Origin of the sequence: Pseudomonas fluorescens, assembly GCF_040448305.1 — a bacterium.
Taxonomy (GTDB): Bacteria; Pseudomonadota; Gammaproteobacteria; order Pseudomonadales; family Pseudomonadaceae; genus Aquipseudomonas; species Aquipseudomonas fluorescens_BH.
On record NZ_CP148752.1, the window covers coordinates 5347430 to 5361423 of the forward strand.

The window sequence follows — 13994 nt, forward strand, 5'->3', positions numbered from 1 at the left end:
CCGTAGATTTTCGATAGGCCAGCCCCCTCACCTCCCCAACCCACTAATCCGCCAAGGACACACCGCCGCCCTAACCCCACTCGGCCCAACAATCTCCGGTGTCTGCCCCAACGACCTCGCGCTCAGCACACTCCCCACCCGCTCAATCAACTGATCAAACCCCAACGTCGCATCCTCCTGATGCAATTTGCGCAGTTGTTCGACCAGTGCGTAGGTGAAGGCCCCATAGCTGTTCGACCCCACCTCATACTCATTGGCTTTTTCGTTCTCCCGCGCGGCGTAGAGCATCAAAGGCATGTAGGGGCCGTGGTGGCCGTAGAGTTTGCCTTGGCGCAGCAGTTGGGCTTTTTTCTCTGGGCGAAGGCCCGTGGCGGCGCCTTGGGTGGTGCGGGTGCGGGTAAGGCCGCGGGTTTTGTTGTCTTGTTCGCTGAAGTCGCGGCGGTCGGTGTCGACGGCGTAGACGCGGCGGTCCCAGTCGCCGGCGTAGGGGTCCCAGCGCAGCATGCGGTGGCGGATGTCGCTGGGTGGGGTGATGCCGCGCACGCGGCCGTTGCCGCGGGTCATGCCGCCGGCGTAGCAGCAGTCGAACATGACGGTGAGTTTGGCGCCGTGGCCGTCCGGGTCGAAGGGCAGGTGGCTGTAGAACTGGCGGAACAGTTTGTCGGTGAAGTGGGTGCTTTCGTCGTCCCAGTCGAAGTCGTGGAGCACCAGGGTTTCGTCCATGCAATCGGCTTCGCCGCTGCTGCTGTAGACCGGCAGTTGGGTGCCGTGGCCGGAGTAGAACAACACGCGCTCGTCCCCGGCGCGGGCGCCTTCCACCAGCCATTCGAGGCGTTCGACGAAGTTGGCCCGGGTCGCTCGGGCGTCGTGCAGCAATCGGATGTCGCCGGCGTCGTAGCCGCTTTCCTGGAGCATGCGGCTGATCAGGTAGGTGTCGTTGATGCAGCCGTCGAGGCGTGCGCTCGGGTCGAGGTAATCGTTGATGCCGACCACCAGAGCGCGGCGTTTGCGTTGGCCGCTGCGGGACAGGAACGCCGGCACTTCCAGCGCCCGCGCCGCCACCACATCGCGGGCCAATTGTGGCCACAGGCCGGTCTGGCTGTTGGGTGACGACAAGTAGGCCTGGGCGGCGTGATTGAGGTCGAGCAGGTCATCGCGCAATGGCAAAGTGAATTCGGTTTGCAGGTCGACCCGCGCGGAATCCGGCGAGGTGATCGGCCGGGTCAGCAATCCATCGTTGGGGTTGTAGAGGTGGAACCAGCGGCGGATGCCTCGGCCGTTTTCGCTCAAGCGCAGGACTCGCCCGCCCCACACTTCACGCATCACCAATGGCAGTGCGATCGGTGAGCCGAAGCTGACGAACACTCGACCATCGATGCGCTTGAGCGCCGAACCTTTTTTCGCCACCGACCGGCGCAGGGCGTCGTAGCCGATCAGGCTGCCCAGGCCTTGGGCGAAGATGATCTGCGGATTGAATGCGTCGATCTTCGCCAGCAGATGTTGAGTCAACTGCGTGCGCAAATCGGCGTCTTCGATCCATTGCACGAGGGCGCCCACCGTGGTGCGCAACATCTGGTTGACCGGCAGGCCCCAGCTGCCGAAATTCTCATCGGCCTTGCCCCTGGCGTCGGCCCTCAGCATCGCCAGGCCTCGGGTGATCTGGGCGAAGTCAGGCCCCTCCTTGAGCTGGTCATCGAAAGTCAGAAAGTCGATGTCCTGGTCATCGATGAGGCGACCGTTCTGTGCCAGTTGAGTGCGAATCAATGTGCGCCATTGTTCCTGCCAGTTCGCATCGATGCCGCCCTGCCCGCCCGTTGCTCGGCTGAACCCAACGCCGGGTAGGCACAGGACGCGCAGCCGCGTTGGCGCCACCTCCGATCCCGGCTCGACCAGGGCTTTACTGGCCGGCGCCGCCACCGGAGGAGCCGTTTGCCCTTGGGCGGTCACCATCAAATCCTGCAAGCGCCGCAGTTTTGCCTCCAGGCTATCTGCACTAGGCGCGGCAGGCGTGAGTGCGGCCTGCCCCGGATCAGCCAGGGCACGGCTGCGGTTGCCGAGAAAACCGCTGACCCATTGCGCGCTGCTCTTCCAGATCTGCTCTGGGTCGAGGCCATCGAGGTAACCGGTGGCACTGTCCACAACCTGTCGACTTTGGGTCGCCAGTTCGGACTCGATCAATGGCAAACCGGCGCGACTTGGCACTACGGTGGCCGCCAATGTCGGCGCAGTCGTTACGCTCGGTGCGGCACGCCAGATGGCTGCATTGCCGAAGTGCTGCGCCGCGATCACCCGTGGGCCGAGGGCACTGCGCGGCAATTTAAAATGATCACAAAGAAAGGCCAGCAAACTGGTGTGATCGTAGTGCTGCGCCTGGACATCGCCCGTCCAGGGGATCAAGCCCGGCTTGAGCCACGGCGAAGCCAGGATCGCCGGTACACGAACGCCGAGGCGGGTGAAGGGATTTTTCCAGGGCACATCGACTGTTGAACCGGTCGCCACGCAAGTTGGCGGCACCATGTGGTCATGGAAGCCGCCATGTTCGTCGTACAGCAGCACGAACAGGGTTTTGCTCCAGACGGCGGTATTGGCCGACAAGGCATTGAACACCTCGCCGACAAACTGATCGCCAAAGCGCAGGTCTTCAGGTGGATGATGGGACACGTTTGGCCCGAGCTTACCGTTGAGCAGGCCATAGCTCGGCTCGATCCAGGACAGTTCGGGGAGTTTGTTGCCGGCGACGTCCGACTTGAAGTCGTCGATGCTCAGGTGCTGCAAACCACCCTTGACCAGCGCCGCCAGCGGAACGGCGCCGTCGGAATAGATGCGTGCGTCATGGCCGTTATTGCGCAGCAGCGAGAAAATGCTCTCGCCGCCGAACTGTGCGATCAGGCTTTTGATGCCGGCCAGTACCGTGCCGGTGGACGGCATCAGCAGGTGACCATTGCAACTGCCGAGCATGGCAAAAAAACGGTTCGGCCAGGTTGGGCCTGGGACCGAGGAAAACCAGCGGTCGCACACGGTGAAATTGCGTGCCAGCCCGTGGATGGCCGGCAGCGTATCCTTCGCGGGCGTAGCGCCGAACGGGATGTAGTTCATCGCCCGTTGGGCCATGGATTGCGACCAGGTTTTGTACACCTTCAGGTCGGTGCGGGCCTTGTCGTAGGCGTCCTGGGCAAAACCATTGAGCGTGGGGTTGGCCGGGCTGGTCTTGAAGGAGACGCCCAGTTGTTTCTCTACGTTGACGAACTCGTGGCCAAGGTCGAAACCCTCACTGTTGCTCGGTGGCAGCGCCGGAGGCAGAGGGGGCGGCGGCGCCCACAGGCTGTAGTTCTCCGGGAACTCCGAGGCCTGGGTGATCACCGTCGAATTGCCATTGGCCAGCTTCAGCGGATTGGTGCTGGGCGCCTTGCGGTTGATACCGTCACACGCGGGATTGATGCTTGTGTAATCCCCCAGCAAATGGTCGAACGAACGGTTTTCCATCATCAGCACAACAACGTGCTCAATCCCGGCGGGCCAGTTGTTCGGCATGGTTCGCTCCTTGATATTAAGTCTCTATTTCGATCTCGCGGGTTTCACGGCAACCGGCTCCCTTCATCTTCCCGCTCCCTGTAATCCACCTGATAGTTCGCTACATAACTGTCCACAGCCGTCCCAATCGTAGGAAAAAACGCCGTCTCCCCCAACCGCGCAAACAACCCGAACCGCTTGAGTTTGTCCTTGACCGGGTCTTTCATCTCGGCAATACACAACTCGATACCCGCCGCGTGCAGGGTGTCGCCCAGTTCAGCCAGCATGTCGGCAGAGGTCACATCGACGCTGGTGACCGGTTCTGCGGCGACCACCAGCCAGCGCACGGGCGTGGGTGATGCCGCCACGGCGTCCAGCACGCGGTCGCTGAACAGTTCGGCGTTGGCGAAAAACAGAGGTGCATCCCAGCGAAACAGGACCAGGCCGGGGATCAGGCGCGCGTCGGGGTAGCGTTTGATGTCGTGGTAGCCCTTGACCCCGTCGGCGCGGCCCAATACCGCGGAGTACGGGCGCCAGCCATCCCAGAGGAATTCAATGACGGCAATTACGATGGCCAGGCCGATGCCCTCGATGGCGCCGAACACGGCCACGCCGACGGTACAGACAATCGACAGCCAGCATTCCCAGCGCTGGATGCGATAGATCCGGCGCAGGTCGGTGATTTCGATCAGGCCAATGGCCGAGGCGATCACGACTGCCGCCAGGGCGCTGGACGGTAAATGTTGCAGCAGGTCCGGTGCCACCACCAGCAGCAGGGCAACCGCCAGTGCGCCGACGACGCCGGTCAGTTGGGTTTTGGCTCCGGCGGCCTCGGCCACGGGCGTACGTGACGAGCTGCTGCTGATCGGGAAGCCTTGGAAAAAACCGGCTGCCAGGTTGGCGATGCCCAGGCCCACCATTTCCTGGTTCGGGTTGACGTAGGTTCGGGTCCGCGCCGCATAAACGCGGGAGAGCACGCTGGTGTCGGCGAACGAGACCAGTGCGACGGCGCACCCGCCGATCAACACAGGGACGATGTCGGCGCGGGTGATCCAGGGGATGGCGAAACCGGGCAAGCCTTGGGGGAGCGAACCGAGGACCGACACACCGGCGCGTGTCGCAAGGTCGAGTACACCCACGGCGACTGTCGCGCCTACCACGGCGATCAGGATGCCCGGCAGTCGCGGCCATCTTTTGAGCAGCAGGATCGCCGCCAGGGTGAGCCCGCCCACCGTGAAGGTGGTCCAGTTGACCTTTCCCTCCATCACCGCCGAGACGATGGCCCCTATGTTTCTCAATGGGCCCTCGGACTCAATCGAAAAACCGAACAGTTTGGGCAACTGGCTGATCAATACGGTCAGTGCGATGCCGTTCATGTAGCCGTAGCGGATCGGTTTGGACAGCAGTTCGGTGATGAAACCCAGGCGCGCCATACCGGCCAGGATACACACCGCTCCCGAGACGATTGCCATCATCCCCGCCAAGGCGACGGCACGCTGCGGGTCGCCACCGGAGAGTGGAATGATGACGGCAAGGATGACGGCCACCAGGGAGGAATCCGGCCCCATCACCAGAATTCGGCTGGGGCCGAACAGGGCATAGAACAGCAGCGGAACGATGGTCGCGTAGAGGCCATAGATGCCCGGCACGCCCGAAGCCACCGCATAGGCGATACCGACGGGCACCAGCATCGTGGTCAACACCAGGCCGGCCACGATGTCGTAACGCAACCATGCCGGTTGGTATTCGCGCAGCATGCCCAGCCCCGGTAGCCAGCGACGCCAACCGGTCTGTTCATCGCGGCGGGCTATCCGGCCCGGCTCCGGGAGAGGGGGCGAAGCATCTGAATGGCTCATGAACCGCCCTCGTTGATGGACTGTGCAGGCTCGGCGATATCGAAGTGATCTGAGTGTAGCTATTGCTTCGAATGCGCCATCACTGGAAGCTGTTCATCTAAAGGACTTGGAACCCGACATGAAATTCGACCTCGCCTACTGCCTAAGCCTCAACGACAAGTTGTCGATCTACGACGTGCGGGATCTGAATTTCGACGAGACGATGGATTTCGACTCCGCCAAGGAGCATTTCCAATGCCCCAACGATGCCTGTCGCCTGGCGTTCGATACGGCCAATGAACTGGGCACGTTCAACGCGAAAAATGTGAACTACGTGCGCACGCCGCACTTCAAGAACTTGCCGAGTACGCGGCATGTCGAGGGCTGCCCTTATGTCAGCTTGAAGACGCCGGCGTCAGGTGTGGATGAGGCGGAAACGGATGACAGCCGCGAGGAAAATTTCCCGTCGGAATTGTTACTGACTCGGCGTGAGTATGTGCGCAAGCCGTCCAGCCCGGTGGTGATTGCCGATGTGGTTCGGGATGAGCCATTGGCGCCTAAGGCGGTTAGTAATGTCGAACAACCGAGCAGGGAATCGGCCCCGGACAAGACCAGTGTCTTCGCCCATCCGGTGGAATGCTTCGTTTCAAACTTCGACGATAAGGATTTGCTCAAGCGAGTGCCGCTGAAGATTGGCGAGTACACCGCGCCTTACGGGTCGTTTTTCAAGAAGATCGAATACCTGCAGGACAACAAGGGGCTGATTTACTGGGGCAAGGTCAAGGAGATCAAGGACTACACCCAGAGCTTTCGCATCGACTTCGAGAAGAAGGTCTGGTTCGAGAAGAAGCCTTACTCGGTCAATGTCTACCTGAGCAAAAAACTGATCGACAGCTACCGCAAGCGCAAGGCGTTCCTGGAGGAGATCAAGCACGCCATCGAGAGCGGGCGGGAGTTGTACTGCTTCTTTTATGGCGTAACGCCCGAGCTGAAGCAGGTGCCGAGCAAGAAAAACCCCGAGCAGACGTTCGGGGTGTTCAGCGCCAACATTGAAAACCTGGACCACTTTATTGTGCGGGAAGCGCCGGGGTTGGCGGGCAAGTAATACGAAACGCAGCGCTGGTTCATTGCGCGTCAAGTTGCCTTTGCAATGCCCAGATTTCCCGCTTCACCTCCATACGTCGATCCAATGCAGTCTGGATGCCTGACTCGTCGAGGCCGCAGTATCGACGTAACCAGTGGGCCATCATTTCCGAGTCCGGGAAGAAATAGTCTTTATGGCCTTTGCTGTTTCTTGGGCAGTCATTCATATCGCCGTCGAAGCGGCATGCCGAGAACTCGTCCGGGGGTAAAGAGCCCCGTTCAGCGGCAACATCCTGAAAAATCCAGGCGATTTCATCGATGTGTTTTTGCGCGCTGCGATGGCTGCGTCGGTACAGGCGGAACTGGCTGCTGCTTTCCTGAAAGCGCTCCATCATCGGCTCATCATCGACCCACTGAAGGATATCGAACTGCCCTGCATGGCGTATCAGGCCGTTAATCCAGCGATCAGCAAAACGCTGAACAAACCCCTCGGCGTCGGCCTTTTTGGCATCGGCAAAGATCATGCAGTAACGAGTCTGGATGTGGATGGCGAACAGCACATGTTTGCGTTGAACAGTGACGGCGTGGACCAGCCACTGTTCGGCGGACTCATCAGGCTCATCGTCTTCAATGACGGGCGATGGTGGACTTTCCACCCTGGTGATTTTCTTGCCCTTGTGCACGCGACTGAAGAATTTGCTGGCCGCTTCGGTGCAGTTGAAGATCAACATCCGTGGTTCTCTGATAAAGGTTGGTCAGTCCTGCGGGACGATCTCGTCGACCCATTCAAGTTCGTAGGGCTGGCGAACAACCTCGGCAATGTATCTCAGCGCATCTTCGCTGAGAACTGATAACTCTGCCTCGGTCAGCAAGTCATGCATGACCATCAGCCACAAGCCCCGGAGCGCACTTGAACGGGATTGGCTGTTGTGGTCAAACGCCTGGGCCATGTCCTTGTTTCGATCATGGATCATGCCGTAAAGCATGCCGTAGCGAGCATGAGCCGACAACGCACCATGTTGCGCAATAGTCTTGGCATCGGCGAGAACACCTTGGCAGAAACGGTCGAGCGCAATCTTGCGCAGTTCCTTGAACTTCTTCCAGTCGCTTTCGAGGATCGGCATGAAATTCTCCTGTATGAAAAACTGAACTGTGCGCCCCCTATTCTTACGAAAAAAACCGCCTTTACCAACCCTCAAATCAAGTTGTGATTCCCTGGCGACTTCGACAGTTTCCCCACGCATCGGGACAGTCACCGTTCGTCCGGCCAAAAAGAAACTTCAAAAATTGCATTTGATCTCGGCTCAAAACAACTGTACAAAAACACAGTATATTTTGACCAACACTCTCGAGCCCGGAGAACACCATGGCCTCTCAAGCGATGAAAATCACCCTGGAACGTATCGCCCTCTTCCAATTCACCCCGGCCCACTGTGCCCAGGCCCGAGCGATGCTGGGCTGGAGTGTGCAAGAGCTGTCGCGAGAGTCCCGAGTCTCGGTGGATGCCATTCAACGCTTCGAGGCGCGCGAGGAGGTGCTGGATGTCACGCGCCTGGCGCTGGCCTATCGCTTCGAATCGGAAGGGTTGGTGTTCTTCCCGGGGTTTGCGCCGGGTCGAGGGATGAATGTGAAGGGTTCGACGCCGAATCCGGTTGGGCGGGCGGACTTTGCGATGGTGGAGTGAGGGATATATGAGGGCCACTTCATGGCAAGTGGCCCTGCCTCAGCAGCTTACGCGTTCTGCGTCATCACCCGCTCACTCTCCCCTTCCACCGCCAGCCACCACGCCCCACCACGCTGCGGATGCATCAAGTTGAACGCCTCTCCCATCTGCGGTGTGGTGATCGATACGTTGCGATCCCAGGCCAGGGCCAGGATGCGGTCGAAGGGTTCGTACCAGGCGTGCATCGACAGGTCGAAGGTGCCGTTGTGGATCGGCAGTAGCCAGCGGCCCTTGAGGTCGAGGTGGGCTTGCAGGGTTTGTTCGGGTTGCATGTGCACATGCGGCCAGTCGACGTTGTAGGCACCGGTTTCCATCAGGGTCAGGTCGAATGGGCCGTACTGTTCGCCGATGCGTTTGAAACCGTCGAAGTAGCCACTGTCACCGCTGAAGAAGAGGCGTGTGTCGCCGTCGATCATCACCCACGAAGCCCAGAGGGTGCTGTTGCTGTCGAACAGGCCACGGCCGGAAAAGTGCTGCGACGGGGTGGCGATGAACTGGATGCCATCGACTTCCGTGCCTTGCCACCAATCCAGTTGGCGGACTTTGCTGGCGTCGATGCCCCACTTGATCAGGGTGTCGCCTACGCCCAGCGGGGTCAGGAAGTGTTTGGTCTTGTCCGCGAGCTTCAGCACGGCCTGATGATCCAGGTGGTCATAGTGGTCGTGGGACAGGATCACTGCTTCGATCGGTGGCAGTTCTTCCAGGCTGATCGGTGGCTGGTGAAAACGCTTGGGGCCGGCCCATTGCACGGGCGAGGCACGCTCGGCGAAGACCGGGTCGGTGATCCAGAACTTGTCGCGCAGCTTGAGCAGCACCGTGGAGTGGCCCAGGCGATAGACGCTGTGGTTGGGCGCGGCGATCAGCGCGGCTTGAGTCAGGGCTTGCACCGGGACGGGCGCACTCGGGCGGGTGTTTTGCGGCTTGTGGAACAGCACGTTCCACAGGATGCCCATGGTTTTGCCAAAGCTTAAACGTTGAACCGGCGTGAAGTTTTGATACTGCCCTTGAGCCTGTCGGGACGCTTCAGGAGTGGAGGCGTTGTCCGCCGGGGAGTTTGAATTGGCCATGACTGAATGACTCCAGAAAAACCGCGCATGACGCGATTTTTCGCTTTGGGACGATAAATGGCCAAGGCACGCACGCATCAGCCGGACTTTCTATTTTTACTGGGCAGGATTAACAAAACATTACACTGCACAGTGTAGTTTCTAGGTTGCATCAAAGTCGATGACAAGTAAACTGCTGAGTGTAATTCCTCCCTTCTCCCTGCCGAAGCGTACTTATGACAGCTCCACAGCGCCTCACCGACCGAAAACGCCAAGCGATCATTCAAGCCGCGATCAACGAATTCCGTGACAACGGTTTCGAGATCACCAGCATGGACAAGATTGCTGCCACTGCCGGTGTGTCGAAGCGCACGGTGTACAACCACTTCCCCAGCAAGGAAGAGCTGTTCGCCGAAATCCTCAATCAATTATGGATCCGGGTAACGGAAGAACAGGAAACGGCTTACCGCCCCGACCTGCCGTTGCGCGATCAATTGCGCGTATTGCTGAAGGCCAAGCTGCAAATGTTGGGCGATGACAATTTTCTCGACCTGGCGCGGGTGGCGATAGCGGCGACGATTCATTCCCCGGAGCGGGCGCAGGATATGGTGGCGCGAATGGGCGAACGCGAAGAAGGGCTGACGGTGTGGATTCGTGCCGCTCAAGCGGATGGCCGATTGAAAGCCACTGCCCCTGATTTTGCCGCACAACAGGTGCAGGGGCTGCTCAAGTCGTTTGCCTTCTGGCCGCAGATTTCCATGGGCAAGCCAGGCTTGTCACCCGAAGAACAACACCAGGTCGCCGAGTCCGCGCTGGACATGTTTCTGGCCTGCTATCAGTTGCAATAAATGACAAGGTCGACGGCGGCGTCGAAGGATTGATGGCTCTGATTTGAATGGCGCGATGTGTTTCAGAATGAAACCGGCGCTGAGGCTATAGTGAGCCTCAACCAAGAACCTGAACGGTTTCACGGCAGTTTCAGCGCCCGCCCCAACTCATCGAACAAGGTGACCACCGAGCGCAAGGCACGGCAGTCGGGACGGGTCAGCAGCCACAGCGCGGTGTCGTATCCGTGCAGTGGTTCGCTCAGCGGCTGTAATCCGTCGCCGATCAAGAAGTCCGGTAACGCCGCTACACCCAGCCCCGCCCTGACCAACTCGGTCACCGACAGCATGCTGTTGCAGCGATATCCTGGCGTTACGCCCGGCAAGGCTTGGCGACGCCAGGTAACGGTCGGGTGATCCGGCAGGAAGTCATCCGGGGCGATCCAGGTCAATGCGGCCAGGTCGGTGCTATTGACCGCTTGCAGGTATCGCTCGCTAGCGCACACGCGGTAGGCAATGTCCGCCAGCCGCCGTCCCACCAGATGCTCCGGTGGTGTGCGGGTCAGGCGCAGGGCGATATCGGCATCCCGACGGCTGAGGTTGGCAAAATCATTGGACGTACTGAGTTCGAGGGTCAGCGCCGGATAGTTCGGCATGAACTGCGCCAGCGCCGGCAACAGCAAACCTTGCAGGACCGAATCGGTACAGGTCAGGCGCACGATGCCGCTGATCACTTCACCGCCCTGCTCCACACCGATGCGCGCCGCCTCCAGCGCCTGCTCAGCGCGCTCGGCCTGTTCCGCCAGGGACTGCGCCAGGGTGGTGGGCAGGTAACCGGCGCGGCTTTTTTCGAACAGTTGCTGGCCCAGCGCAGCCTCCAACCGGCGCACCGCTCGAAACACCGTCGAGACATCCACCTTGAGCAGTTGCGCGGCCCGAGCCAGAGAGCCGCCGCGCACCAGCGCGAGGATCAGGGCCAGGTCCGGGTAGTCCAGTCGATAGTGCGTCGCTGCATTGATCACTTGAGAAAACGCCAATATTGAGTGCGTGAACGCCAATCTATAGTGGGCACCAGCAATCAACAAGTGCAGAGGCCCCACATGGAAACCCGCCCGATTCGCATCGCCCTGATCGGCGACCACGACCCGCAAGTCACCGCCCACCAGGCCATTCCCGTCGCCCTCGAAAAGGCCGCTGAACACTCTGGCCTGAACCTGCAATGGCAATGGTTGGCCACCAATGAAATACACACCGATGCACCGCTGCATACATTCGATGGCTTCTGGTGCGTACCGGCCAGCCCTTACCGGAGCACGGACGGTGCATTAAAAGCGATTCGTTTTGCCCGCGAACAACGGCGACCTTTCCTCGGCACCTGCGGTGGTTTTCAACACGCGGTGCTGGAATATGCGCGCAATGTGCTGGGCTGGTCGGATGCCGAACACGGCGAGACAAATCCCGATGCCGCACGGGCGCTGTTGACGCCGCTGTCGTGCGCGCTGGTGGAAGCGGTCGATACCATTCATTTACGTGAAGGCTCGTTGATCGCCGAGGCCTACGAAAGCGCCGAGATTCGTGAAGGCTATCGCTGTCGTTATGGGGTGAATCCGCAGTTCCAGGGGGAGTTGCTCAAGCGCGAACTTCAGGCCGTCGGCCACGATTCGGAACACGAACTGCGGGCAGTCGAACTCAGCGGTCATCCGTTCTTTGTCGCGACCTTGTTCCAACCCGAGCGGGCGGCGCTCAAGGGCGTCTTGCCGCCGTTGATTGGCGCCTTTGTCGAAGCCTGTGCGGGGCGCTCGTCATGATCGCCGATACGCCAGTTGCGCCTTATTACGCGGTGATCTTCACCTCACTGCGCACCGAGGGTGACCAGGGTTACGCCGAAGCGGCCGCACGGATGCTGGAACTGGTCCGTGAACAGCCGGGGTTTCTCGGTGTGGAATCGGCGCGGGGCGAGGATGGGCTTGGGATTACGGTGTCGTACTGGGCCAGTGAAGCGGCGATTCTGGCGTGGAAGCATCATCCTGAGCATACGGCCATTCGCGAGCGTGGGCGCTCGACCTGGTATGCGCGGTGTCATACGCGGGTGTGCCGGGTTGAGCGGGCTTACGGATTCAATCAGTAACTGATTTAGAGTTCTTCAGGCCGCCATCGCGAGCAAGCTCGCTCCCACATTTTGATCCCGTTCGGTCACAACATTTGTGCGCGACAAAGATCTACTGTGGGAGCGAGCCTGCTCGCGATGGGGCCAGTCAATTCACCGCAAATACTCAACCCCGAACCAGACTGCGAACCGCCGAAATCTCCGGCACTTCCCGCCGGTTCATGTACACCCGCAACGGCTCGGTGATGTTGATCCGGTCATCGATGTTCTGGTCCAGCAACAACTGAATCAACTCACGCTTGAGCATCATGGTCTGCTCGGGTCCCGCGGCCCAGACGAATTCGCTGGTAGGGATAATGCCGTCGTCCGCCACGTCCATGCCAAACGAGTCTTCGCTGAAGCGCACGATGTAGTGGCCGGTCTTGCGGTTCAGGCCGACAAAGCCTTTGAGTTGGTCGGCAGCCTGGCAGATGAGCTGGGAAGTGATGCGCATGGTAAACCCCGCAATGGTGATCGTTGGTATGCACGCAGGGCCTGCGTTTCCCTCTGCCGGGGAAATTGCAGGGCGCCAGCGTACTGCAAACGGGCGCACAAAAGCCCTGACGAAAATCAGCTTTAGACAGTTTTATGTCGGTCTGGCGATAGCGCCTGCAACGATGAGTTGTTAAAAGGGACCGCTCACTTATTGCGAAAGGATCTCGACCATGCCCGCAACCTTTACTAAAAGCGCCCTGTTACTGAGCCTGTTGCTCGGCCTCGGCCACGCACAGGCCGCCAGCGAACCTGGCCCCTCGGCACTGGCGACCCGTTTGGGCATTCCGCATCCAGCAGTGATCGCCCACCGCGGCGCGTCGTTCGATGCGCCGGAATCCACCGCCGCCGCCTACAAGACTGCCCGCGACCTGGGCGCCGACTACCTTGAGCTGGATCTGCAGCGCAGCAAGGATGGCGTGCTGTTTGCCCTGCACGACAACAATCTGCAACGCACCACCGACGTCGCCAGCAAATTCCCCGAGCGCAAGGACAGCCCAGCCAATGCGTTCACCATGGCCGAACTGAAAACCCTGGACGCGGGCAGCTGGTTCAATGCCGCGTACCCGGATCGCGCACGTCCGGCCTTCGCGGGCCTGAAGATCCTGACCCTTGATGAAATCATCGACATCGCCGAGGGCAACAGCCTGCACAAGCCCGGCCTGTACATCGAGACCAAGGAGCCCAAGCAGTTTCCCGGCATCGAACACGACCTCAAGGAACAACTTCAGGGCCGCGGCTGGCTGAGCCCGACCGGTTCGAAACTGGCAAAAAGCGAGCTGGCGGTCGGCCAGGGCAAAGGCAAGGTGGTCTTGCAGACCTTCGAGAAGAGCAGCCTCGAACTGCTGCAAAAAGAGATGCCGACGGTGCCGAAGATCCTGCTGTTGTGGGTCGGTGAAGGCAGTATCGAGCCCAAGTCCAAGGTGACATTTGCCGAGTCCGGCGAAAAGGACAAAGCCGCTTACTACGCCAAACAGCAACCGAAGGACAAGGCCGAGTTCCAGCAATGGGTCGACTACGCCAAGGCCCAGGGCGCAATCGGCACCGGCCCGTCCGCCGCGCTGACCCAGGGTGGCGACCAGAGTTACTCGGATCTGGTGCAACCCTGGATGAACCAGTACACCCACGACCAGGGCCTGCTGGTGCACGTCTACACCATCGACGATGCAGTGGACTACCAGAAAGTCATGGACGCCGGAGTCGACGGTATCTTCACCAATCGCGCCAGTGAGTTGTTGAAGTTCTATAAACGACCGGCGGCGAGTGTCGATCAAGTGTTGAAGAACAACGGCTATTGAGCCGTGCCTGGCATGACACCGAGGTGCCTGCATCGCG

General features: G+C 60.1%; 14 protein-coding genes and 1 pseudogene. 7 read left to right on the forward strand and 8 right to left on the reverse strand.

Annotation, left to right across the window (positions count from 1 at the left end; all coding sequences use genetic code 11):
* Positions 1 to 27 precede the first annotated feature (27 nt).
* Positions 28 to 1641, reverse strand: a complete 1614-nt coding sequence (locus WHX55_RS24250; RefSeq protein WP_353743084.1) for a caspase family protein — start codon at positions 1639 to 1641, stop codon at positions 28 to 30.
* Positions 1642 to 1795: 154 nt separating this feature from the next.
* Between WHX55_RS24250 and WHX55_RS24255 the strand changes: the two genes are divergently transcribed.
* Positions 1796 to 2122, forward strand: coding sequence for a DUF3693 domain-containing protein (locus tag WHX55_RS24255; protein WP_353743085.1), 327 nt, complete (start codon positions 1796 to 1798; stop codon positions 2120 to 2122).
* Between the two features lie 248 nt (positions 2123 to 2370).
* Here WHX55_RS24255 and WHX55_RS24260 read toward each other — a convergent pair.
* Both WHX55_RS24260 and WHX55_RS24265 read right to left on the reverse strand, forming a co-directional pair.
* Positions 2371 to 3531: pseudogene (locus tag WHX55_RS24260) on the reverse strand (alkaline phosphatase family protein); the annotation flags it as partial.
* A gap of 44 nt (positions 3532 to 3575) precedes the next feature.
* Complete coding sequence (locus WHX55_RS24265) at positions 3576 to 5366, reverse strand: SulP family inorganic anion transporter (RefSeq protein ID WP_353741473.1); 1791 nt, start codon at positions 5364 to 5366, stop codon at positions 3576 to 3578.
* Between the two features lie 118 nt (positions 5367 to 5484).
* On the opposite strand from WHX55_RS24265, the gene WHX55_RS24270 reads away from it, so the two are divergent.
* Complete coding sequence (locus tag WHX55_RS24270) at positions 5485 to 6450, forward strand: hypothetical protein (RefSeq protein ID WP_353741474.1); 966 nt, start codon at positions 5485 to 5487, stop codon at positions 6448 to 6450.
* A 19-nt stretch (positions 6451 to 6469) separates the two neighbouring features.
* Here WHX55_RS24270 and WHX55_RS24275 read toward each other — a convergent pair whose 3' ends face one another.
* The gene (locus WHX55_RS24275) at positions 6470 to 7159 is read right to left on the reverse strand and encodes a hypothetical protein (protein WP_150756311.1); all 690 of its coding nucleotides are present in this window, start codon (positions 7157 to 7159) and stop codon (positions 6470 to 6472) included.
* Between the two features lie 24 nt (positions 7160 to 7183).
* Positions 7184 to 7552, reverse strand: a complete 369-nt coding sequence (locus tag WHX55_RS24280) for a hypothetical protein (protein WP_150717323.1) — start codon at positions 7550 to 7552, stop codon at positions 7184 to 7186.
* A gap of 242 nt (positions 7553 to 7794) precedes the next feature.
* On the opposite strand from WHX55_RS24280, the gene WHX55_RS24285 reads away from it, so the two are divergent.
* Positions 7795 to 8112 (forward strand): XRE family transcriptional regulator, encoded by a 318-nt coding sequence (locus tag WHX55_RS24285; protein WP_353741475.1) that lies wholly within the window; start codon positions 7795 to 7797, stop codon positions 8110 to 8112.
* 47 nt (positions 8113 to 8159) lie between these two features.
* On the opposite strand, the gene WHX55_RS24290 is transcribed toward WHX55_RS24285, so the two are convergent.
* Positions 8160 to 9218 (reverse strand): MBL fold metallo-hydrolase, encoded by a 1059-nt coding sequence (locus WHX55_RS24290; RefSeq protein ID WP_353741476.1) that lies wholly within the window; start codon positions 9216 to 9218, stop codon positions 8160 to 8162.
* A 215-nt stretch (positions 9219 to 9433) separates the two neighbouring features.
* On the opposite strand from WHX55_RS24290, the gene WHX55_RS24295 reads away from it, so the two are divergent.
* A complete protein-coding gene (locus WHX55_RS24295) occupies positions 9434 to 10045 on the forward strand; it encodes a TetR/AcrR family transcriptional regulator (protein WP_150756307.1) in 612 nt (203 codons plus the stop codon).
* A 119-nt stretch (positions 10046 to 10164) separates the two neighbouring features.
* Here WHX55_RS24295 and WHX55_RS24300 read toward each other — a convergent pair whose 3' ends face one another.
* A complete protein-coding gene (locus WHX55_RS24300) occupies positions 10165 to 11106 on the reverse strand; it encodes a LysR family transcriptional regulator (protein ID WP_150756306.1) in 942 nt (313 codons plus the stop codon).
* 15 nt (positions 11107 to 11121) lie between these two features.
* On the opposite strand from WHX55_RS24300, the gene WHX55_RS24305 reads away from it, so the two are divergent.
* Both WHX55_RS24305 and WHX55_RS24310 read left to right on the forward strand, forming a co-directional pair.
* Positions 11122 to 11829 (forward strand): CTP synthase, encoded by a 708-nt coding sequence (locus WHX55_RS24305; RefSeq protein ID WP_353741477.1) that lies wholly within the window; start codon positions 11122 to 11124, stop codon positions 11827 to 11829.
* Complete coding sequence (locus WHX55_RS24310) at positions 11826 to 12149, forward strand: antibiotic biosynthesis monooxygenase (RefSeq protein WP_353741478.1); 324 nt, start codon at positions 11826 to 11828, stop codon at positions 12147 to 12149. Before WHX55_RS24305 ends, WHX55_RS24310 begins: the two co-directional genes overlap by 4 nt.
* 145 nt (positions 12150 to 12294) lie before the next feature.
* Here the strand turns inward: WHX55_RS24310 and WHX55_RS24315 are convergent, their stop codons facing one another.
* Entirely contained in the window at positions 12295 to 12621 is a 327-nt protein-coding gene (locus tag WHX55_RS24315) for a DUF2025 family protein (RefSeq protein ID WP_046042374.1), read from the reverse strand.
* A 211-nt stretch (positions 12622 to 12832) separates the two neighbouring features.
* Here WHX55_RS24315 and WHX55_RS24320 point away from each other — a divergent pair, with 211 nt between their 5' ends.
* Positions 12833 to 13957, forward strand: a complete 1125-nt coding sequence (locus tag WHX55_RS24320; RefSeq protein WP_353741479.1) for a glycerophosphodiester phosphodiesterase — start codon at positions 12833 to 12835, stop codon at positions 13955 to 13957.
* Positions 13958 to 13994: the final 37 nt, after the last annotated feature.

Coding starts and splice junctions, on each gene's coding strand:
- WHX55_RS24250 (WP_353743084.1), bottom strand. CDS start 1,641: ATGCTGAGGGCCGACGCCAGGGGCAAGGCCGATGAGAATTTCGGCAGC.
- WHX55_RS24255 (WP_353743085.1), top strand. CDS start 1,796: ATGCCGCCCTGCCCGCCCGTTGCTCGGCTGAACCCAACGCCGGGTAGG.
- WHX55_RS24265 (WP_353741473.1), bottom strand. CDS start 5,366: ATGAGCCATTCAGATGCTTCGCCCCCTCTCCCGGAGCCGGGCCGGATA.
- WHX55_RS24270 (WP_353741474.1), top strand. CDS start 5,485: ATGAAATTCGACCTCGCCTACTGCCTAAGCCTCAACGACAAGTTGTCG.
- WHX55_RS24275 (WP_150756311.1), bottom strand. CDS start 7,159: ATGTTGATCTTCAACTGCACCGAAGCGGCCAGCAAATTCTTCAGTCGC.
- WHX55_RS24280 (WP_150717323.1), bottom strand. CDS start 7,552: ATGCCGATCCTCGAAAGCGACTGGAAGAAGTTCAAGGAACTGCGCAAG.
- WHX55_RS24285 (WP_353741475.1), top strand. CDS start 7,795: ATGGCCTCTCAAGCGATGAAAATCACCCTGGAACGTATCGCCCTCTTC.
- WHX55_RS24290 (WP_353741476.1), bottom strand. CDS start 9,218: ATGGCCAATTCAAACTCCCCGGCGGACAACGCCTCCACTCCTGAAGCG.
- WHX55_RS24295 (WP_150756307.1), top strand. CDS start 9,434: ATGACAGCTCCACAGCGCCTCACCGACCGAAAACGCCAAGCGATCATT.
- WHX55_RS24305 (WP_353741477.1), top strand. CDS start 11,122: ATGGAAACCCGCCCGATTCGCATCGCCCTGATCGGCGACCACGACCCG.
- WHX55_RS24310 (WP_353741478.1), top strand. CDS start 11,826: ATGATCGCCGATACGCCAGTTGCGCCTTATTACGCGGTGATCTTCACC.
- WHX55_RS24315 (WP_046042374.1), bottom strand. CDS start 12,621: ATGCGCATCACTTCCCAGCTCATCTGCCAGGCTGCCGACCAACTCAAA.
- WHX55_RS24320 (WP_353741479.1), top strand. CDS start 12,833: ATGCCCGCAACCTTTACTAAAAGCGCCCTGTTACTGAGCCTGTTGCTC.